A 23,641-nucleotide genomic window follows, 5' to 3' on the forward strand; every position below is an offset into this window, starting at 1 on the left:
TATCTGGCAATTTATTGCGTTAAATCGGCACTGCGTTTCCCTGAGCGAGTATAGTCTTCAGAAATTATTTTCCAATCATCTGAGTCGAGAGGACCCCGTATGCAGGCTTTGATCTTAGAACAGCAGGACGGCAGAACGCTTGCCTCGGTACAGGCGGTAGAAGAGCATCGCCTGCCGGAAGGCGACGTCACCGTCGACATCGACTGGTCCAGTTTAAATTATAAAGATGCGCTGGCGATTACCGGTAAGGGTAAAATCATCCGAAATTTCCCTATGGTGCCGGGAATTGACTTTGCGGGCCGGGTTCATACCAGCGAGGATCCGCGCTTCCATCCGGGCCAGCAGGTGCTGCTCACCGGCTGGGGCGTGGGTGAAAATCACTGGGGCGGGCTGGCCACGCAGGCGCGCGTGAAGGGCGACTGGCTGGTGCCGATGCCGAAAGGCATGGATGGCCGCAAGGCGATGATCGTCGGCACGGCAGGCTTTACCGCCATGCTGTGCGTGATGGCGCTTGAAGACGCGGGCATCCGCCCTGATTCGGGGGAAATTGTCGTCACCGGCGCCAGCGGCGGCGTGGGCAGCACGGCAGTGACGCTGCTGCACAAGCTGGGCTACCAGGTCGCGGCGGTGACCGGTCGTGAAAGCACCCACGATTACCTGCGCCAGCTCGGCGCCAGCCGCATTCTTGGCCGCGACGAATTCGCGGAAACCCGTCCGCTGGAAAAACAGGTCTGGGCCGGGGCAGTGGATACCGTCGGAGACAAGGTGCTGGCGAAAGTGCTGGCGCAGATGAATTACGGCGGCTGCGTGGCAGCCTGCGGGCTGGCGGGCGGATTTGCCCTGCCAACCACCGTGATGCCCTTTATTCTGCGTAACGTCCGCCTGCAGGGCGTGGATTCCGTGATGACCCCTGCGGCCCGTCGTACGGCGGCATGGGAACGTCTGGTACGCGACCTGCCTGAATCGTTCTACACCCAGAGCGCCACGGAGATAACCCTCAGCCAGGCGCCGGACTATGCCAGTAAGATCATGGACAACCAGTTCCACGGTCGCGCGCTGGTGAAAATCGCCTAATCTTCAAATTTTCGTGACATATTCGCGCGAATCCCTCTCCTCCGTCATGCTTAGGAAAACGCATGACGGAGGATGCCATGAAAAACCGAAAGCTGACGGAAGCCGACGTAACGTCTGAGTCTGTCTTTATGTTACAGCGCCGCCAGATCCTGAAAATGCTTGGCATCAGCGCCACCGCGCTATCGCTCTCGCCTGCAGCACACGCCGACCTGCTCGACTGGTTTAAAGGCAACGATCGGCCGAAGGCCCCGTCCGGCGCCCCGCTCACCTTTACAAAACCGGCCGAATGGCAAAACAAACTGACGCTGACGCCGGAAGATAAAGTCACTGGCTACAATAACTTCTACGAATTTGGTCTGGATAAGGCCGACCCTGCCGCCAACGCCGGTAGTCTCAAAACCGATCCGTGGACGCTGAAGATTGATGGCGAAGTGGCGAAACCCCTGACGCTGGATCATCATGACCTCACCACCCGCTTCCCGCTCGAAGAGCGTATCTATCGCATGCGCTGTGTGGAAGCCTGGTCGATGGTGGTGCCCTGGGTAGGCTTCCCGCTGCATAAGCTGCTGGCGATGGTTGAGCCCACCAGCAACGCAAAATATGTCGCCTTCCAGACGCGCTATGCGCCGGACGAGATGCCCGGGCAAAAAGACCGGTTTATCGGCGGCGGGCTTGAATATCCCTATGTGGAAGGGTTACGCCTCGATGAGGCGATGCACCCGCTTACCCTGCTGACCGTCGGCGTGTACGGCAAGGCGCTTCCGCCGCAGAACGGTGCCCCCATTCGTTTAACCGTGCCGTGGAAGTACGGTTTCAAGGGGATTAAGTCTATCGTCAGCATTAAGCTCACCCGCGAGCGCCCGCCAACCACCTGGAATCTGGCGGCGCCCGACGAATACGGTTTCTTCGCCAACGTGAACCCGCACGTGGATCACCCGCGCTGGTCGCAGGCGACCGAGCGGTTTATCGGTTCCGGCGGTGCGCTGGACGTTAAGCGCCAGCCGACGCTGCTGTTTAACGGCTATGCAGATGAAGTGGCCTCGCTGTACCGTGGCCTCAATTTACGGGAGAACTTCTGAGTGCGTTTAACGGCAAAACAAATCACCTGGCTGAAAGTGCTGCTGCACCTGGCCGGGTTACTTCCTTTTATATGGCTGTTCTGGGCCGCCAGCCAGGGGCTCTTTAGCGCCGATCCGGCAAAGGATATCCAGCATTTTACCGGTCGGATGGCTCTGAAATTCTTACTGGCCACCTTGCTCGTCTCGCCGCTGGCGCGCTACGCTAAACAGCCATTATTGATACGCACCCGTCGGCTGTTAGGGCTATGGTGTTTTGCCTGGGCGACGCTGCACCTCACGAGCTATGCCCTGCTGGAACTGGGAATTAACAATCTGGCACTGCTTGGCCGCGAACTGGTGACGCGCCCTTATTTGACGCTGGGTATCGTGAGCTGGGTGGTTTTACTGGCGCTGGCGCTGACCTCTACGCAGTATGCGCAGCGAAAACTGGGCAGGCGCTGGCAGCTGCTGCACAACTTCGTCTATCTTGTTGCGATCCTCGTGCCCATTCATTACCTGTGGTCGGTGAAGATCCTCTCCCCGCAGCCGATCCTGTACGCACTGGCCGCCGTGGCGCTTTTAGCATGGCGTTACAAGAAGTTCCGCCAGTGGTTACGATAGTTCGCGAAACTGTGCGTTTTCCCGCAGATTACCCCTCAACCGCAAATCTTTTTCGGATAGCGGTTGATAATCTTCCCTGATAAGACCAGTATTTAGCTGCTAAATGCTACGAAATCGTTATAATGTGCGACCTTGGTTCGCCTTACAGCGGTTTTAAGCCTCTGAAAAGGTGACATTTGCGTTTCGAAGGTATATTTTGTTTTTTACCCGAAAATCGCAGGAGATAGCGGCATAATGACTGATAAGTTCCATATCTTAGTTTTGAACGGACCGAACCTGAACATGCTCGGCACCCGTGAGCCAGAGAAGTACGGCACGCTAACATTGAGTGAAATTGTTAACCGTCTGGGAACGGAAGCAGCGTCGCTGAATGTGGATTTGGATCATTTTCAGTCGAACGCGGAGTACGCACTCATCGACCGTATTCATCAGGCTAAAGACACTGTGGACTATATCCTGATCAATCCGGCCGCGTTTACGCACACCAGTGTTGCTATCCGCGACGCACTGCTCGCGGTGAGTATCCCGTTTATCGAGATCCACCTTAGTAACGTGCACGCCCGAGAGCCGTTCCGCCACCATTCATATCTGTCGGATATCGCTGCTGGCGTTATCTGTGGACTTGGCGCTGACGGCTATTCATACGCTTTACAGACAGCGGTAAAACGCTTGTCACAATCACACTAAACAAGAGTACGGAACCCACTCATGGATATTCGTAAGATTAAAAAACTGATCGAGCTGGTTGAAGAATCAGGCATCTCCGAACTGGAAATTTCTGAAGGCGAAGAGTCTGTACGCATCAGCCGTGCAGCCCCAGCCGCTAGCTTCCCGGTAATGCAGCAAGCTTATGCTGCGCCAGTGCAGCAGCCTGCGCTCTCCGCAGCCGTTGCGCCAGCAGCAGAAGCCGCACCTGCCGCTGCAGCAGAAATCAGTGGTCACATCGTACGTTCCCCAATGGTTGGTACTTTCTACCGCACCCCGAGCCCGGACGCGAAGGCGTTCATCGAAGTGGGTCAGAAAGTCAACGTAGGCGATACCCTGTGCATCGTTGAAGCGATGAAAATGATGAACCAGATCGAAGCAGACAAATCAGGTACTGTGAAAGCGATTCTGGTCGAAAGTGGTCAGCCGGTTGAATTTGACGAGCCGCTGGTCGTCATCGAGTAACGAGGCGAACATGCTGGATAAAATTGTTATCGCCAACCGCGGCGAGATCGCACTGCGTATTCTTCGTGCCTGTAAAGAACTGGGCATCAAGACCGTGGCTGTGCACTCAAGCGCGGATCGCGATTTAAAACACGTATTGCTGGCGGATGAGACGGTCTGTATTGGCCCGGCTCCGTCCGTAAAAAGCTATCTGAACATCCCGGCTATCATCAGCGCCGCTGAAATCACCGGCGCGGTGGCAATTCATCCGGGTTATGGTTTCCTCTCTGAGAACGCCAACTTTGCTGAGCAGGTTGAACGCTCTGGCTTTATCTTCATCGGCCCGAAAGCCGACACCATTCGCCTGATGGGCGACAAAGTGTCTGCAATCACGGCGATGAAAAAAGCCGGTGTACCAACCGTACCAGGCTCTGACGGCCCTCTGACCGACGACATGGATGCTAACCGTGCTCATGCTAAACGCATTGGCTACCCGGTGATCATCAAGGCGTCCGGCGGCGGCGGCGGTCGCGGTATGCGCGTTGTGCGCAGCGATGCTGAACTGGCGCAGTCCATCTCCATGACCAAAGCTGAAGCGAAAGCCGCGTTCAGCAATGACATGGTGTACATGGAAAAATACCTGGAAAACCCACGCCACATCGAAATTCAGGTGCTGGCAGACGGCCAGGGTAACGCTATCTATCTGGCTGAACGTGACTGCTCCATGCAGCGTCGTCACCAGAAAGTGGTCGAAGAAGCGCCAGCACCGGGCATTACCCCGGAACTGCGTCGCTACATCGGCGAGCGTTGCTCCAAAGCGTGCGTTGATATCGGCTATCGCGGTGCGGGTACGTTCGAGTTCCTGTTCGAAAACGGCGAGTTCTACTTCATCGAGATGAACACCCGTATTCAGGTTGAACACCCGGTTACCGAAATGATCACCGGCGTTGACCTGATCAAAGAGCAGCTGCGTATTGCAGCGGGCCAGCCGCTGTCCATCAAGCAGGAAGAAGTTGTGGTGAAAGGCCATGCGGTCGAGTGCCGTATTAACGCCGAAGACCCGAACACCTTCCTGCCGAGCCCGGGTAAAATCACGCGTTTCCACGCGCCGGGTGGCTTTGGCGTGCGCTGGGAGTCTCATATCTACGCCGGTTACACCGTACCGCCGTACTATGACTCAATGATCGGCAAGCTCATCTGCTACGGCGAAAACCGTGACGTGGCGATTGCCCGCATGAAGAATGCCCTGCAGGAGCTGATCATCGACGGTATCAAAACCAACGTTGATCTGCAGATGCGTATCATGAGCGACGAGCACTTCCAGAATGGTGGAACCAATATCCACTATCTCGAGAAGAAACTCGGTCTTAACGAAAAGTAAGACTGCTCGCGTGCGAAAAGGCCGGATTATCCGGCCTTTTTTATTTCTGGGGCCAGGAAAGCCTCATGATGTACAATCCCCGCTTTCTTCATCCACAAGGGACAAAAAATGGACAAACGTTTTGTTCAGGCCCATAAAGAAGCGCGCTGGGCGCTGTGGCTGACCCTTCTCTATCTTGCTGCATGGTTAGTAACTGCTTACTTACCAGACTCCGCTATCGGCATCACCGGCCTGCCGCACTGGTTTGAAATGGCGTGTCTGTTGGTACCGCTGGTCTTCATTCTGCTGTGCTGGGCAATGGTGAAATTTATTTATCGCGATATTCCGCTGGAGGACGATGATGCAGCTTGAAGTCATTCTGCCGCTTGTCGCATACCTGCTGGTCGTGTTTGGGCTGTCCGTTTATGCCATGCGTAAACGGACGACCGGCACCTTCCTGAACGAGTATTTCCTTGGTAGCCGTTCGATGGGCGGCGTCGTGCTGGCCATGACGCTGACTGCCACCTACATCAGCGCCAGTTCATTTATCGGAGGACCCGGCGCCGCCTATAAGTACGGGTTAGGCTGGGTGCTGCTGGCCATGATCCAGCTGCCTGCCGTCTGGCTCTCGCTGGGTATACTGGGTAAAAAGTTCGCCATTCTTGCACGCCGTTATAATGCCGTGACGCTCAACGATATGCTGTTTGCCCGCTATCAGAGCCGTTTACTGGTGTGGCTGGCAAGCCTGAGCCTGCTGGTGGCCTTTATTGGCGCAATGACGGTGCAGTTTATTGGTGGCGCACGCCTGCTGGAAACGGCGGCCGGTATCCCCTACGAGACAGGCCTGATCATCTTCGGCGTCAGCATTGCGCTGTATACTGCGTTTGGCGGATTCCGCGCCAGCGTGCTGAACGATACCCTGCAGGGATTGGTTATGCTCATCGGCACCATCGTCCTGCTGGTGGGGATTGTTCATGCGGCGGGTGGACTCACTCATGCGGTGGAAACCCTTGAAGCGATTGACCCGAAACTGGTCTCGCCGGAGGGTGCAGACGATATTCTTTCGCCGACATTTATGACGTCGTTCTGGGTGCTGGTCTGCTTCGGGGTCATTGGTCTGCCCCATACCGCCGTGCGCTGCATATCCTATAAAGACAGCAAAGCTGTTCATAAAGGCATCATCATCGGGACCATCGTCGTCGCGGTCCTGATGTTTGGAATGCATCTGGCGGGTGCATTAGGACGAGCGGTTATCCCTGATCTTACCGTGCCGGATCTGGTGATCCCGACGCTGATGGTCAAGGTGCTTCCACCATTTGCCGCCGGGATTTTCCTCGCGGCGCCAATGGCCGCTATTATGTCCACCATTAATGCCCAGCTTCTGCAAAGCTCCGCGACTATCATTAAAGATCTCTATCTCAATCTGCGCCCTGAGCAGGTAGAGAATGAACGACGCCTGAAGCGTATGTCGGCCGTCATTACGCTGGTATTAGGGGCCCTGCTGCTGCTAGCCGCATGGCGGCCGCCGGAGATGATCATCTGGCTCAACCTGCTCGCGTTTGGTGGGCTTGAAGCGGTATTTCTGTGGCCGCTGGTGCTAGGGCTCTACTGGGAGCGTGCGAACGCTGCGGGCGCGCTGAGCGGCATGATTGTCGGCGGCGTGCTGTATGCCGTTCTCGCGACGTTTAAGATTCAGTACCTGGGCTTCCATCCGATTGTCCCATCGTTGCTGTTAAGTTTACTGGCGTTTGTGGTCGGGAACCGTTTCGGTCAGCCCGTCCCACAGCCCGCTATGATTTCTACTGATAAATAAAGAGTTTTGCCATGCCGTGGATCCAACTAAAACTGAATACAACCGGCGCTAACGCCGAAGAGCTGAGCGACGCGCTGATGGAGGCCGGTTCGGTCTCTATCACCTTCCAGGACACGCATGACACGCCAGTCTTTGAGCCGCTGCCGGGCGAAACCCGCCTGTGGGGTGATACCGACGTTATTGGCCTGTTTGATGCCGAGACGGACATGAAAGAGGTTGTCGCGATTCTGGAGAATCATCCTCTGCTGGGCGCGGGTTTTGTGCACAAAATCGAACAGCTGGAAGACAAAGACTGGGAACGCGAGTGGATGGATAACTTCCACCCGATGCAGTTCGGCAAGCGTCTGTGGATCTGCCCAAGCTGGCGCGATGTCCCGGATGAAAACGCGGTTAACGTGATGCTCGATCCGGGCCTGGCGTTTGGTACCGGTACGCATCCAACGACGTCCCTGTGCCTGCAGTGGCTGGATGGTCTCGATCTGGACGGTAAAACGGTGATCGACTTTGGCTGCGGATCCGGGATCCTTGCCATTGCCGCCCTGAAACTGGGCGCGGCTAAAGCCATCGGGATCGATATCGATCCGCAGGCGATTCAGGCCAGCCGGGATAACGCCGAGCGTAACGGCGTCTCCGATCGTCTGGAGCTGTATCTGCCGGATGCCCAGCCAGAAGCCATGAAAGCCGACGTGGTGGTCGCAAACATTCTGGCGGGCCCACTGCGCGAGCTGGCACCATTAATTAGCGTGCTGCCCGTTGAGGGCGGTCTGCTGGGGCTTTCCGGTATCCTGGCAAGCCAGGCGGACAGCGTGTGTGAAGCCTACGCCGATCTCTTTGCCCTCGACCCGGTGGTGGAAAAAGAAGAGTGGTGCCGCATCACCGGCCGTAAAAAATAAGCATTTGGCGTGGTCATCTGACCACGCCTTTCCCCCGCTGATAATCCTCTCTCCCCCGGCCATTCTTCGGTAAAATAACCTCACAAATCATGTTGATTTGTATTATAAAAATTCACCGGAAGAATATGATGAAACACATTACAGGCAAGGTAGCGCTGCTGGCGCTGAGCATGGTTTCGGCTTCAGCATTTGCGTCACACTGGAGCTACGAAGGGGAAGGTTCCCCGGAACACTGGGGCGAGCTGGACGAGGCCTACAAGACCTGTCAAAGCGGAATGAACCAGTCACCTATTAATATTGATTCGACCGCTAACGCCCATCTCTCCCCGCTGCAAACGCACTACGTTGATGGCCCGGTTACGCTGACAAACAACGGACATACCATTCAGGCCAGCGAACAGGCTGACACCCGCGATACCATCACTCTGGATAAGCAAACCTGGACGTTACAGCAGTTCCACTTCCATGCGCCGAGCGAAAATACCGTGCATGGCAAGAAGTACGCGATGGAGATGCATCTGGTACATAAAAATGCCAGTGGAGAACTGACGGTGGTGGCCGTCATGTTTGATAAAGGTGCTGCGAATCCGGAGCTGGAAAAGCTGTGGGGCGTAATGCCGCAGCAGGCCGAACAGAACGTCTCCATCAAACAGGATCTTAACCTGAACACACTGCTGCCAAAGGATAAAACGTACTGGCGCTTTAGCGGTTCACTGACTACCCCGCCGTGTTCAGAAGGCGTCACCTGGATTGTGCTTAAGCAGCCCCTGACGGTGTCTGCAGAACAGCTTGAGAAATTTACCCATACCATGCATCACGATAATAACCGTCCGGTACAGCCGCTGCATGGGCGTGTTGTGGTCGAATAAGACGCACTTTTCGCATGACGATCATGTTCTAAAATGCGACGCAGATCGCAAAGAAGTGGGAAAATCTGCTGCTAAAAACAGCAGATTATCCCGCTTCTGTAATGCATTTATTCAGAAATGATGAGAAGTTACGGGAAATTGTAAGCGCCCATAAAATAACCATTCACGTATAACACAATGATTTAAATAGTGAATAATTTTGAACGGACAGATTGAGCGGCGATTCCTTGATCTACCGCAGTAGATTGTTCAAAGTTTGGCCTTTCATCTCGTGCAAAAAATGCGTAATATACGCCGCCTTGCAGTCACAGTATGGTCATTTCTTAACTCATGCGCATCGGACACCACCAGCTTAGAAATCGCCTGATCGCAGCCCCTATGGCAGGTATTACAGACCGGCCGTTCAGGACGCTGTGCTACGAGATGGGAGCCGGTTTAACCGTATCCGAGATGATGTCGTCTAACCCGCAGGTTTGGGAAAGCGACAAATCCCGCCTTCGGATGGTGCACGTTGATGAACCGGGTATCCGCACCGTGCAAATTGCCGGAAGCGTACCTGAAGAGATGGCAGATGCCGCGCGGATTAACGTGGAAAGTGGTGCCCAGATTATTGATATCAATATGGGGTGCCCGGCCAAAAAGGTGAATCGCAAGCTTGCAGGTTCAGCCCTTCTGCAATACCCCGACCAGGTGAAAGCTATCCTGACGGCGGTTGTCAGCGCGGTGGACGTTCCTGTTACGTTAAAGATTCGCACGGGTTGGTCGCCGGAACACCGTAACTGTGTAGAGATTGCCCAACTGGCCGAAGATTGTGGCATTCAGGCCCTGACCATTCATGGACGCACTCGCGCCTGTTTGTTCAACGGCGAAGCTGAATACGACAGCATTCGGGCAGTTAAGCAGAAAGTTTCCATTCCGATTATCGCGAATGGCGACATAACTGACCCGCTTAAAGCCAGAGCTGTGCTCGACTATACGGGAGCTGATGCTCTGATGATAGGACGTGCCGCTCAGGGAAGACCCTGGATCTTCCGGGAAATCCAGCATTATCTGGACACTGGGGAGCTGCTTGCGCCACTGCCTTTGGCAGAGGTTAAGCGCTTGCTTTGTTCGCATGTTCGGGAACTGCATGACCACTACGGTCAGGCAAAAGGGTACCGAATTGCGCGTAAACACGTCTCCTGGTATCTCCAGGAGCACGCTCCAGATGACCAGTTTCGGCGCACATTCAACGCCATAGAGGATGCCAGCGTACAGCTGGAGGCGTTGGAGGCATACTTCGAAAATCTTGCGTAATGAAATAAAGAGCTGACAGAACTATGTTCGAACAACGCGTAAATTCTGACGTACTGACCGTTTCTACCGTTAACTCTCAGGACCAGGTAACTCAAAAGCCCCTGCGTGACTCGGTTAAACAGGCACTGAAGAACTATTTTGCTCAACTGAACGGTCAGGATGTTAATGACCTGTATGAGCTGGTACTGGCTGAAGTTGAACAGCCACTGTTGGACATGGTGATGCAATACACCCGCGGTAACCAGACCCGCGCTGCGCTGATGATGGGTATCAACCGTGGTACTCTGCGTAAGAAACTGAAAAAATACGGCATGAACTGATACTAATCAGTTAAATGCTTGTTTAAAAAGGCGCTCTTCGGCATGGGGAAGCGCCTTTTTTATTCCCTGCCCCGCTCCGTCAACGCATTGTAAACCTTCGCTTATCCCGCTTTCCAACCTCGGTTTTTCGTGTATATTTCCCCCACCTTACTGGCGCTCTTCTCGCGGAATGACACAATGATTCGTAAATACTGGTGGCTGGTTGTCTTTGCAATCTTCGTTCTCGTTTTCGATGCACTCCTGATGCAGTGGATAGAACTGATGAGCACCGAAACCGACAAGTGTCGCAATATGAACTCCGTCAATCCGCTGAAGCTCGTGAACTGCTCAGAGCTCGACTAACCACCCGATTGCGCACGTCACCCCGTGATTACCCACTAAAAACGGGGATTTAAATCCCTTTGAGCCATTACCTGACGGTGATAATGTCTCGCCCTTCTCAACCGCTCTAGCGTAACCCCAGACTTGAGTAGAACCGTCCATGCTGGCCAGCCAATACAACCCTATCCTTGTCGTCCTCTCCTTTGTTGTGGCTATTCTTGCGGCCTATACCGCACTGAACATGGCTGCACGCGTCGCCGGGAGTGAGGGCGTCGCTGCCCGCGTCTGGCTCGCTGGGGGAGGTATTGCTATGGGCATTGGCGTGTGGGCCATGCATTTTATCGGCATGCTGGCGATGGACCTCTCAATGAGCATGAGCTACAACGCCAGCCTGACGGTGTTATCCATGGTCATCGCCGTGGGTTCGTCACTGTTCGCGCTATGGCTCGTGAGCTGCGAGCAATTACGCTTGCGCCGTCTGCTGCCCGGCGCGCTGGTGATGGGAAGCGGTATTGTTGCTATGCATTACACCGGCATGGCCGCGCTGGAAGTGAAGCCGGGGATTGTCTGGGACAAGCTCTGGGTGGCCATTTCGGTCGCGATTGCGCTTGCCGCTTCTCTCGCGGCATTGTGGCTGACCTTCCGCCTGCGTCGTGAAGCCGCGCAGGTCGTGCTGATGCGCATGGGGGCCGCCATCACGATGGGGATTGCCATTGCCGGTATGCATTATGCCGGAATGAAAGCAGCGCAGTTTCCCATGTCCACAATGGTTCATCATGCGGGGATTAACGGAAGCTGGCTGGCGGTGCTGGTCAGCGTCGTCGCGCTCTCTATTCTTGGCATCACCCTGCTGGTGTCGATGCTGGATGCCCGCCTTCAGGCACGTACCGCCCTTCTGGCTTCATCGCTTGCAGAAGCGAACCGGGAACTTGCTCAACTGGCGTTGCACGACACCCTGACGCGCCTGCCCAACCGTATCCTGCTGGAAGACCGACTCGATCAGGCCATCAGCAAAGCCGATCGTGAAGGGAGCCACTTTGCCCTGATGTTCATGGATCTCGACGGCTTTAAAGCCATCAATGACGCCTACGGCCATGATGTCGGCGACAGGCTGCTGGTCGCCGTTACGCAGCGTCTGCTGCAGCTTCTGAAAGGCCAGTTCACGCTTGCACGTATCGGCGGTGATGAATTTGTTCTGCTGGCAGAGGGAGAAGGCCCGGACGACGCGGCATCGCTGGCGAATGCGCTGGTGCGCGCGATCGATAGTCCGTTCACTCTCGGCCCCTATGAACTGATGGTGACCCTCAGCATAGGTATCGCGCTGTATCCTCACGACGGCAAAACCGAGCGCGAGCTGATGTTTAACGCCGACGCGGCGATGTATCACACGAAGCATATGGGCCGTAACGGTTACCATTTTTTCCAGCCCTCCATGAACTCCCTGGCGCAGACCCATCTTCAGCTAATGAACGATCTGTGGATGGCGATCGATCGCCATGAGCTACGCCTGCTGTATCAGCCAAAATTTCACGCCCCTGCGGGACCTTTACTCGGATTCGAGGCGTTATTGCGCTGGCAGCACCCTAAGCAGGGCCTCCTGACGCCGGACCTTTTTCTACCGCTAGCGGAAAAAACGGGGCTGATTATCCCTATTGGTAACTGGGTGATTAACGAAGCCTGCCGTCAACTGCGGGAGTGGCATCTTCAGGGGCATCAAAGCTGGTCAATGGCGGTAAACCTCTCGACGCTGCAGTTTGAACAACCTTCGCTGGTTAACACAGTTCTCGACTGTCTGGCACTTCACCATGTACCGCCGGAAATGTTGATCCTCGAAGTGACGGAAACGACGGCAATGAGCAACCCGGATGAGAGCGTGCGGGTGCTGACAGAGCTGACGGATGCGGGTGTGAAGGCCTCCATTGATGATTTTGGCACCGGATATTCGAGCTTGCTGTATCTCAAGCGCTTACCGGCCTGTGAGTTGAAAATCGACAGGGCATTCGTGAAAGAGCTTAGCGGCGAAAGCGAGGATGCCACCATTGTCTCTGCGATTGTGGCCCTCGCTAAAACGCTTAACCTGAAAGTCGTGGCTGAAGGTGTGGAAACCGAAGCACAGCAGGCCTTTTTAACCGAGCTGGGCTGTAACACCCTTCAGGGTTATCTATTAGGTAAACCCGCCAGCCCGCAGACCATAGAAGCACTTTGTGCCCGAGGGGAAATGTTACCAGGCGTCGAGCTATAAGCTTCAACATCAGGCGACACGCGAATGACAGGAAGTGTCGCCAGTATGCTATCGACCAGCGCGGGAGCCTGCTGATAAAGATTAAAACTGTCATTATTCATTAACCAGTTTTTAATTATTCCGCTAAAAAAACCGTGGAAAACAATCAAGGTGAGATCCACATTCATCTTTGGCGAAATGATATTCCGCGAAATACAGGTCTCGAGCGTGGCGCGCAGCGTGTCATCATTGAATCCAATCCGTTTTCTGATTTCTCTCTCTGAAATCATATCGCTGCTAAATTCACATTTATGATACAGAATTTGTAAAAGCGCACACTGCCGGGGTTCATGGGCAATATACTGCAACGCAGTAATAAATTGCTCACGAAGTTTTAACAATGGATCGTCATTATCAGAGAGAGAAAGCCTGTCGCGAATAATGTCGCGGAGCGGTAACTGCTGCTCCCAGATGGCATTAAATATTTCAGTTTTACTGTTGAAGTGCCAATAGATTGCACCGCGCGTCACCTGTGCTGCATCGGCTATGTCCGTCAGCGTCGTGCTGGCTACGCCGCGCGTCGCAAACTGTCCGATTGCCGCCTCAATCAGCTGCTGCCGGGTTTGTAGAGCCTCTTCTTTCTTTTTACGCGCCATAGGCAACTACTCTTTACTCATAAGGTTTAAAGGTAATATTGCGTTCATGCAAATGTAAGTATTCCCTAAAATCAGTTTTAATTTTGCACAAAAAAAGTCAGCCCTCTTAATTTATAAGAGATACAAATACATCAAACCAATTAAATTGATGACATGAATAATTAAGGCGCGTTAAATCCATTTACCTGATTTACAGGCCTGAAGTATATCTCTGAATGGACCGAGTCTGATTCTGATTTTTTTCTACAAGCACGGTCATTCGCACTTATAAATTAAAAAACATTAAATACCCTCATTATTATACGCAGCTACATTTTATTTTTATCCCTCTGCCCCAGCCACCGATTTGCGGCATATATCGGTTGATGGATATTTAAAGGAACAGTAATGACGATTCATTTCAGACGCTTACCCTTAGCCGGTTTCATTGTCTGCGCGGTACTGCTCTCAGGATGCGATGGCCAGAAAAACCCACAACAACATCCGCAGGCGCCCCAGGTCAGCGTGCATATTGTGAAAAGCGCCCCGCTGGCTGTCACCACTGAACTCCCGGGCAGAACGGATGCGTTCCGCGTTGCAGAGGTTCGTCCTCAGGTTAGCGGTATTATCCTGCGTCGTAATTTTACGGAAGGTAGCGATGTAAAAGCGGGTGATTCACTTTATCAGATTGATCCTGCGACCTATCAGGCCGCCTATGAGAGCGCGAAAGGCGAACTGGCGAAGGCTCAGGCGGCGGCCAATATTGCGCACCTGACGGTAAAACGTTATCTCCCGCTGGTAGGCACCCAATATGTCAGTAAGCAGGAGTATGACCAGGCCGTGGCGACGGCTCAGCAGGCAGATGCCAGCGTGATTGCCGCAAAAGCCGGCGTTGAAAGCGCACGAATCAACCTCGCCTATACCAAAGTGACCTCTCCTGTTGATGGTCGTATCGGGAAATCCAGCGTGACTGAAGGGGCGCTGGTGACGAACGGGCAAGCCGCAGCGCTGGCAACGGTCCAGCAGCTCGATCCGATTTATGTCGATGTTACTCAGTCCAGCAATGACTTTATGCGCCTGAAACAGACGAGCCTGCAGAAAGGCGACACGGCCAGCAGCGTTGAGCTGCTGATGGAAAATGGACAGCCCTATCCGCTGAAAGGCACATTACAGTTCTCAGACGTCACGGTTGATGAAAGTACCGGCTCGATTACCCTGCGCGCCATTTTCCCGAACCCTCAGCACCTGCTGTTACCCGGCATGTTTGTTCGCGCGCGCATTGATGAAGGCACCCAGCCAGATGCGATTCTGGTGCCACAGCAAGGCGTGACCCGTACACCACGAGGCGATGCAACCGTCATGGTGGTAAACGATAAAAACCAGGTTGAACCGCGTACCGTCGTCGCCCCGCAGGCAATTGGCGATCGCTGGCTGGTGACAGAAGGGCTGAAAAACGGTGACCGCGTGATTGTCAGCGGGCTACAAAAAGTCAGACCAGGGGTAACCGTCGTCGCGACGCCGGATACCACCACGACGCCAGCCGGTTAAGGGACGACGACATGGCTAATTTCTTTATTCAGAGACCGGTTTTCGCCTGGGTGCTGGCCATCATTTTGATGATTGCAGGCGGGCTGGCTATTCTCAAACTTCCCGTCGCACAGTATCCGACCATTGCCCCTCCCGCCGTCGCGATATCCGCGACCTACCCGGGCGCTGATGCGCAAACGGTGCAGGATACCGTGACTCAGGTTATCGAGCAAAATATGAACGGCATCGATAACCTGATGTATATGTCCTCCACCAGCGATTCAGCGGGTAACGTCACCATCACCCTGACCTTTGAGTCAGGTACCGACCCGGATATCGCGCAGGTGCAGGTACAGAACAAGCTGCAGCTCGCGATGCCGCTGCTGCCGCAAGAGGTGCAGCAGCAAGGGATTGGCGTGGAGAAATCCAGCAGCAGCTTCCTGCTGGTCGCCGGTTTTGTTTCAGACAACAAAAATCTCACGCAGGATGATATCTCAGACTACGTCGCCTCAAACGTCAAAGATGCCATCAGCCGAACGTCTGGTGTCGGTGACGTCCAGCTGTTTGGCGCTCAGTATGCGATGCGCATCTGGCTCGACAGCAACGCGATGAACAAATACCAGCTGACGCCGCTGGATATTATCAATCAGCTGAAAACGCAGAACGATCAGATAGCGGCAGGTCAGCTGGGCGGAGCGCCGTCCATTCCCGGGCAGCAGCTGAATGCCTCGATCATCGCGCAAACCCGCCTGAAATCACCGGAGGAGTTTGGCCGCGTGACGCTCAAGGTCAATCAGGATGGCTCGATGGTTCATCTGAAGGACGTGGCGCGTATTGAGCTGGGTGGCGAAAACTACAACATGGTCACTAAAATCAACGGGCAGGCAGCAACCGGTCTGGGGATTAAGCTGGCGACCGGAGCAAATGCGCTGGACACTGCGGCAGCGATTAAGACCAAGCTGGCGCAACTGCAGGAGTTCTTCCCGCAGGGACTTAAGGTTGTCTATCCCTATGACACGACGCCTTTTGTAAAAATCTCCATTCACGAAGTCGTGAAGACCCTGTTTGAAGCGATCGTTCTCGTCTTCCTGGTGATGTACCTGTTTCTGCAAAACCTGCGTGCGACGCTCATCCCGACCATCGCGGTACCGGTCGTTCTGTTGGGTACCTTCGCGGTTCTGGCGGCGTTCGGTTTCTCCATCAATACCCTAACGATGTTCGGCATGGTGCTGGCGATAGGTCTGCTGGTCGATGACGCCATCGTGGTCGTTGAGAACGTTGAACGCGTCATGGTCGAGGACAAACTGCCGCCGAAAGAGGCCACGCAGAAGTCGATGGAGCAGATCCAGGGCGCACTGGTGGGGATCGCCATGGTGCTCTCGGCGGTCTTTATTCCGATGGCCTTTTTTGGCGGCTCAACGGGGGCGATCTATCGTCAGTTCTCACTGACTATTGTTTCCGCTATGGCGCTGTCCGTACTGGTTGCGCTTATCCTGACGCCCGCCCTCTGCGCAACGTTGCTTAAGCCCGTCTCCGGTGACCATCATGAGAAGAAAAGTGGCTTCTTCGGCTGGTTTAATGCGCTTTTTGATAAGAGCGTGGATCACTACAGCAACAGCGTGAGCGGTATTTTGCGTAAGACCGGGCGCTATCTGGTGGTGTACGTCATTATCGTCGCTGGGATGGCGGTGCTCTTCCTGCGCTTGCCCACCTCATTCCTACCTGAAGAGGATCAGGGGGTGTTTATGACGATGGTGCAGCTTCCGGCAGGGGCAACCCAAACGCGTACTCAGCAGGTCCTCGACCAGGTTCAGGATTACTACCTGAACAAAGAGAAGGCAAACGTTGAATCCGTCTTTACCGTAAACGGCTTTAGCTTTAGCGGCCAGGGTCAGAACTCCGGTATTGCCTTCATCAGCCTGAAGCCCTGGGAGGAGCGCCAGGGGTCGGAAAATGGCGTCGAAGCCATTGTGGGTCGCGCGACGAAAGCCTTCAGTCAGATTAAAGATGGGCTTGTTTTCCCGTTTAACCTGCCTGCCATTATTGAGCTGGGCACCGCGACGGGCTTCGACTTTGAACTGATCGATCAGGCTAACCTGGGGCATACCCAGCTGACGCAGGCGCGTAACCAGCTGCTCGGCATGGTGAAAGAGCATCCTGACCTGCTGGTTCGCGTGCGTCCTAACGGCCTTGAAGATACGCCTCAGTTCAAGCTGGATGTCGACCAGGAGAAAGCGCAGGCGCTGGGCATTAGTCTTTCTGACGTTAACCAGACGATTTCGACTTCCTTAGGCGGCACCTATGTGAACGACTTTATCGATCATGGGCGCGTGAAAAAGGTCTACGTACAGGCCGATGCGAAGTTCCGTATGTTGCCGGGAGATATCAACAACCTTTACGTGCGCAGCGCGAATGGAAAAATGGTCCCGTTCTCCGCCTTTAGCAACGCGAAGTGGGTCTATGGTTCGCCTCGCCTGGAGCGCTACAACGGGATGCCCTCTATGGAGATCCTCGGTGAGTCAGCCCCGGGTAAAAGTACCGGTGAGGCGATGGTAATGATGGAAAGCCTCGCGGCAAAACTGCCTACAGGCATCGGCTATGACTGGACGGGGATGTCTTACCAGGAGCGGCTCTCGGGTAACCAGGCGCCTGCACTGTACGCCATTTCACTGATCGTGGTGTTCCTGTGTCTGGCAGCGCTGTATGAAAGCTGGTCCATTCCGTTCTCCGTCATGCTGGTTGTGCCGCTGGGGGTCATCGGGGCGCTTCTCGCAGCCTCACTGCGCGGGTTAAACAATGACGTCTATTTCCAGGTCGGCCTGCTGACAACGATTGGTTTATCGGCGAAAAACGCCATTCTGATCGTCGAGTTTGCAAAAGACCTCATGGATAAAGAAGGCAAAGGCATTATTGAAGCCACCCTGGAGGCTTCACGAATGCGCCTTCGACCGATCCTGATGACGTCTCTGGCCTTTATCCTTGGCGTCATGCCGCTGGTAATAAGCACCGGGGCCGGCAGCGGCGCGCAAAACGCCGTTGGTACGGGAGTGATGGGGGGCATGCTTTCTGCAACGCTTCTGGCGATTTTCTTCGTGCCCGTCTTCTTTGTGGTTGTCCGGCGGCGGTTTACTCACCATAAAGATTAATGTTTCCCTAAAAAGGCACCTTTGGTGCCTTTTTTATTTTTAACATTAACAATGAATTAGGTTTTACATGAAGGCCGTTTAAATAACAGGATGATTTGCATTAAGTAAAAACAGTCTCTTGCAGCTTCACAATGTCTCCATTAATTCATCCTGAAACCGACTTTTCTCCACGATTTTTACAAACTACATAATTTGAGATTATTCCTCGTGTAACGGGGAGTTATGCCGATGGTAAAATAACCTCCAGTTCGTTAATAGCCCTCCTGGCTTTATTGCGGATGAGAAATAATACTGAGGTAACATCATGAAAAGATTCATTTCCGTTGCACTTCTCGCTGCGCTGCTCGCTGGTTGCGCGCACGACTCTCCATGTGTACCGGTTTACGACGACCAGGGCCGACTGGTCCATACCAATACCTGTATGAAAGGCACCACCCAGGATAACTGGGAGACTGCGGGTGCTATCGCCGGCGGTGCTGCCGCAGTGGCGGGTTTGACGTTGGGTATTGTTGCCCTGACGAAGTAACGTCTGTTGAGAAAGCGCGGCCCCGGCCGCGCTTTTGCTTTTAATGAGTGCAGTATTTTCAAATAAGTAAAAAAATAGCCCCGTATTCATTCACGTAATTAATACCTGCCTGAAGTCCATCACATCTTTTTCGTATGCTCATTTAAATTACCTGGTCTATCGTGATGATTTTCACACATTCATATTATTGAATACCCTGCCAATATTCACACCGGAAACTATCTCTTCTTTTTCCCGACCAGACCTGAAACTTTTGCTCCGATTTGTGGCACAGGTTGTAATTTCGCACCGTTTCGGGGCGCTCGTTTTATTTAAGCCTGTCTACACTCAGCATTAAGCGTTCACTCCACTCTTATTTTGTCGAACGCAAAACTGGCATTACGTTTGCTTTATAAACGTCGGCCAAGGCCACAGACAGGTAAAGCGTTTAAAAACGCCTCTATAACGATAAATTTCGCCACACAGGATGCATTATGAAAAAGACGATGATAGCCAGCCTGGCCGCTGCAGGCATGTTGTTTGCTGTAGCCGGTCAAGCCCATGCGGGAACGACACTGGATGCCGTTAAAAAGAAAGGTTTTGTTCAATGTGGTATCAGTGACGGTTTGCCTGGCTTCTCTTATGCCGATGCGAACGGCAAATTTACCGGTATTGATGTGGATGTCTGCCGTGGCGTTGCAGCTGCCGTCTTTGGCGATGACAGCAAAGTAAAATATACCCCGCTGACGGCGAAAGAACGCTTTACGGCGCTGCAGTCCGGCGAGGTCGACATGCTCTCCCGTAATACCACCTGGACGTCTTCCCGTGACGCGGGAATGGGGATGTCATTTACGGGCGTAACCTACTATGACGGCATCGGCTTTCTGACCCACAATAAAGCTGGCCTGAAAAGCGCCAGGGAGCTGGATGGTGCCACCGTTTGTATTCAGGCGGGCACCGATACCGAGCTGAACGTCGCCGATTATTTCAAAGCAAACAACATGAAATATACCCCGGTGACATTCGACCGCTCGGATGAATCGGCCAAAGCGCTGGAATCCGGCCGTTGCGACACGCTGGCCTCTGACCAGTCACAGCTGTATGCGTTACGTATTAAGCTGAGCAACCCGTCAGAGTGGATTGTCCTGCCTGAAGTGATCTCCAAAGAACCTCTCGGCCCCGTCGTTCGCCGTGGTGATGAGGACTGGTTCTCCATTGTTCGCTGGACGCTGTTTGCCATGCTGAACGCAGAAGAGATGGGCATCAACTCGAAAAACGTTGATGAGAAAGCGGCTAACCCATCCAATCCGGATATGGCGCACCTGCTCGGCAAAGAAGGCGATTTCGGCAAGGATCTGAAGCTGGATAACAAGTGGGCTTACAACATCATCAAGCAGGTGGGCAACTACGCGGAGATCTTTGAACGCAACGTGGGATCGGAAAGCCCGCTGAAGATCAAACGCGGCCAGAACAATCTCTGGAACAACGGCGGCATTCAGTACGCGCCACCAGTACGTTAAGTCATAGCTGTAACGGGCACTGCTCGGGCAGTGCCCACTCCAGAGTCATGGTTACCGAGGTTTCTTTATGTCCCATCGCCGCTCAGCCGTAAAAGGATCGCTATCCTTTTCTCATCCCGCGGTCCGCGCTTGGCTATTCCAGATTATTGCTATCGTTGCGGTTGTTCTCATCGCCGTGTATCTCATCCATAACACCATCACCAACCTGAATAACCGCGGCATCACCTCCGGTTTTGCATTTTTGGATCGCAGCGCGGGGTTTGGCATTGTTCAGCATCTTATTGATTACCAGGAAGGTGACACGTACGGACGCGTGTTCGTGGTCGGTTTACTGAATACGCTGTTGGTATCGGCGCTTTGTATCGTCTTTGCCTCGATTCTGGGCTTCTTTATTGGCCTGGCGCGTCTTTCTGAAAACTGGCTCCTGCGGAAACTGTCTACGGTTTATATCGAGACGTTCCGCAATATCCCTCCGCTTCTGCAGATCTTCTTCTGGTATTTCGCCGTACTGCGTAACCTTCCCGGTCCCCGCCAGGCCGTCGACGCGTTTGAGCTGTTTTTCCTGAGTAACCGCGGGTTGTACATTCCTTCTCCTCAGCCGGGTGAAGGACTGTATGCTTTCATCGGCGCGATTGCAGTAGCGCTTGCCCTCTCTGCCGGGGTATTCCGCTTTAACCGCAATCATCAGATCAAAACCGGTCAGCTTCGCAGAACCTGGCCCACGGCAGCTGTTCTGATCGTCAGCCTGCCGCTCATCGCACACTGGCTGTTTGGCGCTGCTTTGCACTGGGATATTCCCCATCTGCGTGGCTTTAACTTTCAGGGCGGGATGGTATTAATTCCCGAGCTGGCAGCCCTGACGCTGGCATTGTCGATTTACACGTCCGCGTTCATCGCAGAGATTATTCGTGCAGGGATCCAGGCCGTACCTTACGGACAGCACGAGGCGGCACGCTCGCTGGGATTGCCCCATCCCGTGACGCTTCGCCAGGTCATCATTCCGCAGGCTTTACGGGTCATCATTCCGCCCCTGACCAGCCAGTACCTTAACATCGTCAAAAACTCGTCGCTGGCCGCTGCCATTGGTTACCCGGATATGGTGTCACTCTTCGCCGGAACCGTACTTAACCAGACCGGACAGGCCATTGAAACCATCGCCATCACGATGTCTGTCTATCTGATCATCAGCCTGGTGATTTCACTGCTGATGAACCTTTATAACCGTCGTATAGCACTGGTCGAGCGCTAAGGATCTATGATGACAAAAGCGATACTTTCGCACTCCTCGCGCCCTGCCAACTCGACAGGTGGACGTTTCATCCTCTGGGCGCGCAAGAATCTGTTCTCCAGCTGGAGTAACAGCCTGCTGACGATTGTTTGCCTGTGGCTCATGTGGGAATTGATTCCTCCCCTGCTGAACTGGGCGTTTTTACAGGCCAACTGGGTCGGTTCAACCCGAGCAGACTGTACAAAATCGGGCGCCTGCTGGGTGTTTATTCATGAGCGCTTCGGGCAGTTCATGTATGGATTGTATCCGCATGAACAGCGCTGGCGGATCAACCTCGCGCTGGCTGTTGGCCTGATCTCTGTCGCAGTCATGTTCTGGAAAAAGCTGCCCTATCGCGGACGCTATATTGCCGTCTGGGCGGTGGTTTACCCGATTATCGTCTGGATGCTGTTGTATGGCGGTTTCCTGGGGCTGGAACGTGTTGAAACACGCCAGTGGGGCGGGCTGACGCTGACGCTGATTATCGCATCAGTAGGGATAGCCGGTGCTCTACCGTGGGGGATATTACTTGCCCTGGGACGGCGTTCAAAAATGCCGATCGTACGCGTGCTCTCGGTTATCTTTATTGAATTCTGGCGCGGCGTACCGCTTATCACCGTTCTGTTTATGTCCTCGGTCATGCTGCCGCTGTTCATGGCGGAAGGGACAACCATCGACAAGCTGATCCGTGCCCTGGTTGGGGTGATTCTCTTCCAGTCCGCTTATGTCGCTGAAGTTGTGCGCGGTGGTCTGCAGGCGTTGCCTAAGGGCCAGTACGAAGCGGCGGAATCACTGGCGCTCGGTTACTGGAAAACGCAGGGGCTGGTCATTCTTCCACAAGCACTCAAGCTGGTCATCCCGGGTCTGGTCAACACGATCATTGCCCTCTTCAAAGATACCAGCCTGGTGATCATCATCGGATTATTCGATCTCTTTAGCAGCGTGCAGCAGGCAACCGTTGACCCTGTCTGGCTGGGCATGTCCACCGAAGGGTATGTCTTTGCCGCACTGATCTACTGGATCTTTTGTTTTAGCATGTCGCGCTATAGCCAGCATCTGGAAAAGCGCTTTAACACCGGGCGTACGCCGCACTGAGGAAAATATGAGCCAAATAACAATGACACCCGCCGACGCGATGATTACGCTGGAAAACGTGAATAAATGGTACGGACAGTTTCACGTTCTGAAGGACATTAATCTTAAGGTTAAGCAGGGCGAACGCATTGTCCTGTGCGGTCCTTCCGGCTCCGGAAAATCCACAACCATTCGCTGTATTAATCATCTTGAAGAACATCAGCAAGGACGCATCGTGGTTGATGGGATTGAGCTGAATGAAGATATCCGCAATATCGAGCGCGTACGTCAGGAAGTGGGAATGGTCTTTCAGCACTTTAATTTGTTTCCGCACCTGACCGTTCTGCAGAACTGTACGCTTGCGCCAATTTGGGTACGCAAGATGCCGAAAAAGGAAGCCGAGGCGTTGGCAATGCACTACCTGGAGCGCGTACGTATCGCAGAACACGCCAACAAGTTTCCCGGCCAGATTTCGGGTGGCCAGCAGCAGCGAGTGGCTATCGCCCGTTCGCTGTGTATGAAACCCAAAATTATGCTGTTTGATGAACCGACATCAGCCCTCGATCCGGAAATGGTGAAAGAGGTGCTGGACACCATGATTGGGCTGGCACAATCCGGCATGACCATGCTGTGCGTCACGCATGAGATGGGGTTCGCGAGAACCGTGGCTGACCGGGTGATCTTTATGGATCGTGGGGAGATTGTTGAGCAGGCGCCGCCGGATGAGTTCTTTGCGCATCCAAAGTCAGAACGTACGCGAGCATTCCTGTCGCAGGTGATTCACTAGTCGTTTGCTCTGCCGGGTGGCGGCTTCGCCTTACCCGGCCTACCGTTTTTTCTGCGCATAAACGCAAAAAGGCCATCCTTTCGGATGGCCTTCTCACTTATTTGATGTCTGGCAGTTCCCTACTCTCACATGGGGAGACCCCACACTACCATCGGCGCTACGGCGTTTCACTTCTGAGTTCGGCA

Annotated in this window: 22 protein-coding genes and 1 rRNA gene; 21 read left to right on the forward strand and 2 right to left on the reverse strand. The window is 53.9% G+C overall.

Annotation, left to right across the window (positions count from 1 at the left end; all coding sequences use genetic code 11):
• The first annotated feature begins 99 nt into the window (after positions 1 to 99).
• The 14 genes from acuI (at position 100) to L6R44_RS13780 (ending at position 13,016) form a co-directional block, all read left to right on the forward strand.
• Positions 100 to 1,074, forward strand: coding sequence for an acrylyl-CoA reductase (NADPH) (acuI, locus tag L6R44_RS13715; RefSeq protein WP_237424518.1), 975 nt, complete (start codon positions 100 to 102; stop codon positions 1,072 to 1,074).
• A 77-nt stretch (positions 1,075 to 1,151) separates the two neighbouring features.
• Positions 1,152 to 2,153, forward strand: coding sequence for a protein-methionine-sulfoxide reductase catalytic subunit MsrP (gene msrP, locus L6R44_RS13720; RefSeq protein WP_237424519.1), 1,002 nt, complete (start codon positions 1,152 to 1,154; stop codon positions 2,151 to 2,153).
• The gene (gene msrQ / locus L6R44_RS13725) at positions 2,154 to 2,753 is read left to right on the forward strand and encodes a protein-methionine-sulfoxide reductase heme-binding subunit MsrQ (protein ID WP_237424520.1); all 600 of its coding nucleotides are present in this window, start codon (positions 2,154 to 2,156) and stop codon (positions 2,751 to 2,753) included.
• Positions 2,754 to 2,987: 234 nt separating this feature from the next.
• Positions 2,988 to 3,440, forward strand: a complete 453-nt coding sequence (gene aroQ / locus L6R44_RS13730) for a type II 3-dehydroquinate dehydratase (protein WP_032642454.1) — start codon at positions 2,988 to 2,990, stop codon at positions 3,438 to 3,440.
• Positions 3,441 to 3,461: 21 nt separating this feature from the next.
• Complete coding sequence (gene accB, locus L6R44_RS13735) at positions 3,462 to 3,923, forward strand: acetyl-CoA carboxylase biotin carboxyl carrier protein (RefSeq protein WP_010436174.1); 462 nt, start codon at positions 3,462 to 3,464, stop codon at positions 3,921 to 3,923.
• Positions 3,924 to 3,933: 10 nt separating this feature from the next.
• Positions 3,934 to 5,283 (forward strand): acetyl-CoA carboxylase biotin carboxylase subunit, encoded by a 1,350-nt coding sequence (gene accC / locus L6R44_RS13740; RefSeq protein WP_023333644.1) that lies wholly within the window; start codon positions 3,934 to 3,936, stop codon positions 5,281 to 5,283.
• Positions 5,284 to 5,391: 108 nt separating this feature from the next.
• Complete coding sequence (locus L6R44_RS13745; RefSeq protein WP_006178860.1) at positions 5,392 to 5,634, forward strand: YhdT family protein; 243 nt, start codon at positions 5,392 to 5,394, stop codon at positions 5,632 to 5,634.
• Complete coding sequence (gene panF, locus L6R44_RS13750) at positions 5,624 to 7,075, forward strand: sodium/pantothenate symporter (protein WP_237424526.1); 1,452 nt, start codon at positions 5,624 to 5,626, stop codon at positions 7,073 to 7,075. The genes L6R44_RS13745 and panF overlap by 11 nt, the downstream gene beginning before the upstream one ends.
• An 11-nt stretch (positions 7,076 to 7,086) precedes the next feature.
• On the forward strand, positions 7,087 to 7,968 hold the full coding sequence (gene prmA / locus L6R44_RS13755; protein WP_029741742.1) for a 50S ribosomal protein L11 methyltransferase: 882 nt from the start codon (positions 7,087 to 7,089) through the stop codon (positions 7,966 to 7,968).
• 128 nt (positions 7,969 to 8,096) lie between these two features.
• Positions 8,097 to 8,837 (forward strand): carbonic anhydrase, encoded by a 741-nt coding sequence (locus L6R44_RS13760; protein ID WP_237424527.1) that lies wholly within the window; start codon positions 8,097 to 8,099, stop codon positions 8,835 to 8,837.
• A 330-nt stretch (positions 8,838 to 9,167) separates the two neighbouring features.
• Complete coding sequence (dusB, locus tag L6R44_RS13765) at positions 9,168 to 10,133, forward strand: tRNA dihydrouridine synthase DusB (protein ID WP_023309409.1); 966 nt, start codon at positions 9,168 to 9,170, stop codon at positions 10,131 to 10,133.
• A gap of 23 nt (positions 10,134 to 10,156) precedes the next feature.
• Positions 10,157 to 10,453 carry a DNA-binding transcriptional regulator Fis gene (gene fis / locus L6R44_RS13770; protein WP_000462905.1) on the forward strand — a complete coding sequence of 99 codons (297 nt, stop codon included), beginning with the start codon at positions 10,157 to 10,159 and terminating at the stop codon, positions 10,451 to 10,453.
• 177 nt (positions 10,454 to 10,630) lie between these two features.
• The gene (locus L6R44_RS13775) at positions 10,631 to 10,795 is read left to right on the forward strand and encodes a DUF2556 family protein (protein WP_032642458.1); all 165 of its coding nucleotides are present in this window, start codon (positions 10,631 to 10,633) and stop codon (positions 10,793 to 10,795) included.
• A gap of 139 nt (positions 10,796 to 10,934) precedes the next feature.
• Positions 10,935 to 13,016: a putative bifunctional diguanylate cyclase/phosphodiesterase gene (locus L6R44_RS13780; RefSeq protein ID WP_032642459.1), complete on the forward strand. Its 2,082-nt coding sequence runs from the start codon at positions 10,935 to 10,937 to the stop codon at positions 13,014 to 13,016.
• Here L6R44_RS13780 and envR read toward each other — a convergent pair.
• Positions 12,932 to 13,651, reverse strand: coding sequence for an acrEF/envCD operon transcriptional regulator (gene envR / locus L6R44_RS13785; protein WP_237424521.1), 720 nt, complete (start codon positions 13,649 to 13,651; stop codon positions 12,932 to 12,934). The genes L6R44_RS13780 and envR overlap by 85 nt on opposite strands.
• A 387-nt stretch (positions 13,652 to 14,038) precedes the next feature.
• Between envR and L6R44_RS13790 the strand changes: the two genes are divergently transcribed.
• The 7 genes from L6R44_RS13790 to L6R44_RS13820 all read left to right on the forward strand — a co-directional run bounded on the left by L6R44_RS13790 (position 14,039) and on the right by L6R44_RS13820 (position 23,456).
• Positions 14,039 to 15,178, forward strand: a complete 1,140-nt coding sequence (locus tag L6R44_RS13790) for an efflux RND transporter periplasmic adaptor subunit (protein ID WP_237424522.1) — start codon at positions 14,039 to 14,041, stop codon at positions 15,176 to 15,178.
• Between the two features lie 11 nt (positions 15,179 to 15,189).
• The gene (locus tag L6R44_RS13795) at positions 15,190 to 18,303 is read left to right on the forward strand and encodes an efflux RND transporter permease subunit (protein ID WP_237424523.1); all 3,114 of its coding nucleotides are present in this window, start codon (positions 15,190 to 15,192) and stop codon (positions 18,301 to 18,303) included.
• Between the two features lie 304 nt (positions 18,304 to 18,607).
• The gene (locus L6R44_RS13800) at positions 18,608 to 18,829 is read left to right on the forward strand and encodes a lipoprotein (RefSeq protein ID WP_008502867.1); all 222 of its coding nucleotides are present in this window, start codon (positions 18,608 to 18,610) and stop codon (positions 18,827 to 18,829) included.
• A gap of 473 nt (positions 18,830 to 19,302) precedes the next feature.
• Positions 19,303 to 20,328, forward strand: coding sequence for an amino acid ABC transporter substrate-binding protein (locus L6R44_RS13805; protein WP_237424524.1), 1,026 nt, complete (start codon positions 19,303 to 19,305; stop codon positions 20,326 to 20,328).
• A 67-nt stretch (positions 20,329 to 20,395) separates the two neighbouring features.
• On the forward strand, positions 20,396 to 21,577 hold the full coding sequence (locus tag L6R44_RS13810; protein WP_032642463.1) for an amino acid ABC transporter permease: 1,182 nt from the start codon (positions 20,396 to 20,398) through the stop codon (positions 21,575 to 21,577).
• A gap of 9 nt (positions 21,578 to 21,586) precedes the next feature.
• Complete coding sequence (locus L6R44_RS13815) at positions 21,587 to 22,690, forward strand: amino acid ABC transporter permease (protein WP_237424528.1); 1,104 nt, start codon at positions 21,587 to 21,589, stop codon at positions 22,688 to 22,690.
• A gap of 7 nt (positions 22,691 to 22,697) precedes the next feature.
• Entirely contained in the window at positions 22,698 to 23,456 is a 759-nt protein-coding gene (locus L6R44_RS13820; RefSeq protein ID WP_014171880.1) for an amino acid ABC transporter ATP-binding protein, read from the forward strand.
• 106 nt (positions 23,457 to 23,562) lie between these two features.
• Here the strand turns inward: L6R44_RS13820 and rrf are convergent.
• Positions 23,563 to 23,641 (reverse strand): 5S ribosomal RNA (rrf, locus tag L6R44_RS25025); the annotation flags it as partial.

This window comes from Enterobacter cloacae complex sp. ECC445 (assembly GCF_021892025.1).
In the GTDB taxonomy this organism is placed as follows: Bacteria; Pseudomonadota; Gammaproteobacteria; order Enterobacterales; family Enterobacteriaceae; genus Enterobacter; species Enterobacter chengduensis.

What these genes read in the sequence shown, in the direction of transcription:
- acuI (WP_237424518.1), top strand. Translation starts at nt 100, where the DNA reads ATGCAGGCTTTGATCTTAGAACAGCAGGACGGCAGAACGCTTGCCTCG.
- msrP (WP_237424519.1), top strand. Translation starts at nt 1,152, where the DNA reads ATGAAAAACCGAAAGCTGACGGAAGCCGACGTAACGTCTGAGTCTGTC.
- aroQ (WP_032642454.1), top strand. Translation starts at nt 2,988, where the DNA reads ATGACTGATAAGTTCCATATCTTAGTTTTGAACGGACCGAACCTGAAC.
- accB (WP_010436174.1), top strand. Translation starts at nt 3,462, where the DNA reads ATGGATATTCGTAAGATTAAAAAACTGATCGAGCTGGTTGAAGAATCA.
- accC (WP_023333644.1), top strand. Translation starts at nt 3,934, where the DNA reads ATGCTGGATAAAATTGTTATCGCCAACCGCGGCGAGATCGCACTGCGT.
- L6R44_RS13745 (WP_006178860.1), top strand. Translation starts at nt 5,392, where the DNA reads ATGGACAAACGTTTTGTTCAGGCCCATAAAGAAGCGCGCTGGGCGCTG.
- panF (WP_237424526.1), top strand. Translation starts at nt 5,624, where the DNA reads ATGCAGCTTGAAGTCATTCTGCCGCTTGTCGCATACCTGCTGGTCGTG.
- prmA (WP_029741742.1), top strand. Translation starts at nt 7,087, where the DNA reads ATGCCGTGGATCCAACTAAAACTGAATACAACCGGCGCTAACGCCGAA.
- L6R44_RS13760 (WP_237424527.1), top strand. Translation starts at nt 8,097, where the DNA reads ATGAAACACATTACAGGCAAGGTAGCGCTGCTGGCGCTGAGCATGGTT.
- dusB (WP_023309409.1), top strand. Translation starts at nt 9,168, where the DNA reads ATGCGCATCGGACACCACCAGCTTAGAAATCGCCTGATCGCAGCCCCT.
- fis (WP_000462905.1), top strand. Translation starts at nt 10,157, where the DNA reads ATGTTCGAACAACGCGTAAATTCTGACGTACTGACCGTTTCTACCGTT.
- L6R44_RS13775 (WP_032642458.1), top strand. Translation starts at nt 10,631, where the DNA reads ATGATTCGTAAATACTGGTGGCTGGTTGTCTTTGCAATCTTCGTTCTC.
- L6R44_RS13780 (WP_032642459.1), top strand. Translation starts at nt 10,935, where the DNA reads ATGCTGGCCAGCCAATACAACCCTATCCTTGTCGTCCTCTCCTTTGTT.
- envR (WP_237424521.1), bottom strand. Translation starts at nt 13,651, where the DNA reads ATGGCGCGTAAAAAGAAAGAAGAGGCTCTACAAACCCGGCAGCAGCTG.
- L6R44_RS13790 (WP_237424522.1), top strand. Translation starts at nt 14,039, where the DNA reads ATGACGATTCATTTCAGACGCTTACCCTTAGCCGGTTTCATTGTCTGC.
- L6R44_RS13795 (WP_237424523.1), top strand. Translation starts at nt 15,190, where the DNA reads ATGGCTAATTTCTTTATTCAGAGACCGGTTTTCGCCTGGGTGCTGGCC.
- L6R44_RS13800 (WP_008502867.1), top strand. Translation starts at nt 18,608, where the DNA reads ATGAAAAGATTCATTTCCGTTGCACTTCTCGCTGCGCTGCTCGCTGGT.
- L6R44_RS13805 (WP_237424524.1), top strand. Translation starts at nt 19,303, where the DNA reads ATGAAAAAGACGATGATAGCCAGCCTGGCCGCTGCAGGCATGTTGTTT.
- L6R44_RS13810 (WP_032642463.1), top strand. Translation starts at nt 20,396, where the DNA reads ATGTCCCATCGCCGCTCAGCCGTAAAAGGATCGCTATCCTTTTCTCAT.
- L6R44_RS13815 (WP_237424528.1), top strand. Translation starts at nt 21,587, where the DNA reads ATGACAAAAGCGATACTTTCGCACTCCTCGCGCCCTGCCAACTCGACA.
- L6R44_RS13820 (WP_014171880.1), top strand. Translation starts at nt 22,698, where the DNA reads ATGAGCCAAATAACAATGACACCCGCCGACGCGATGATTACGCTGGAA.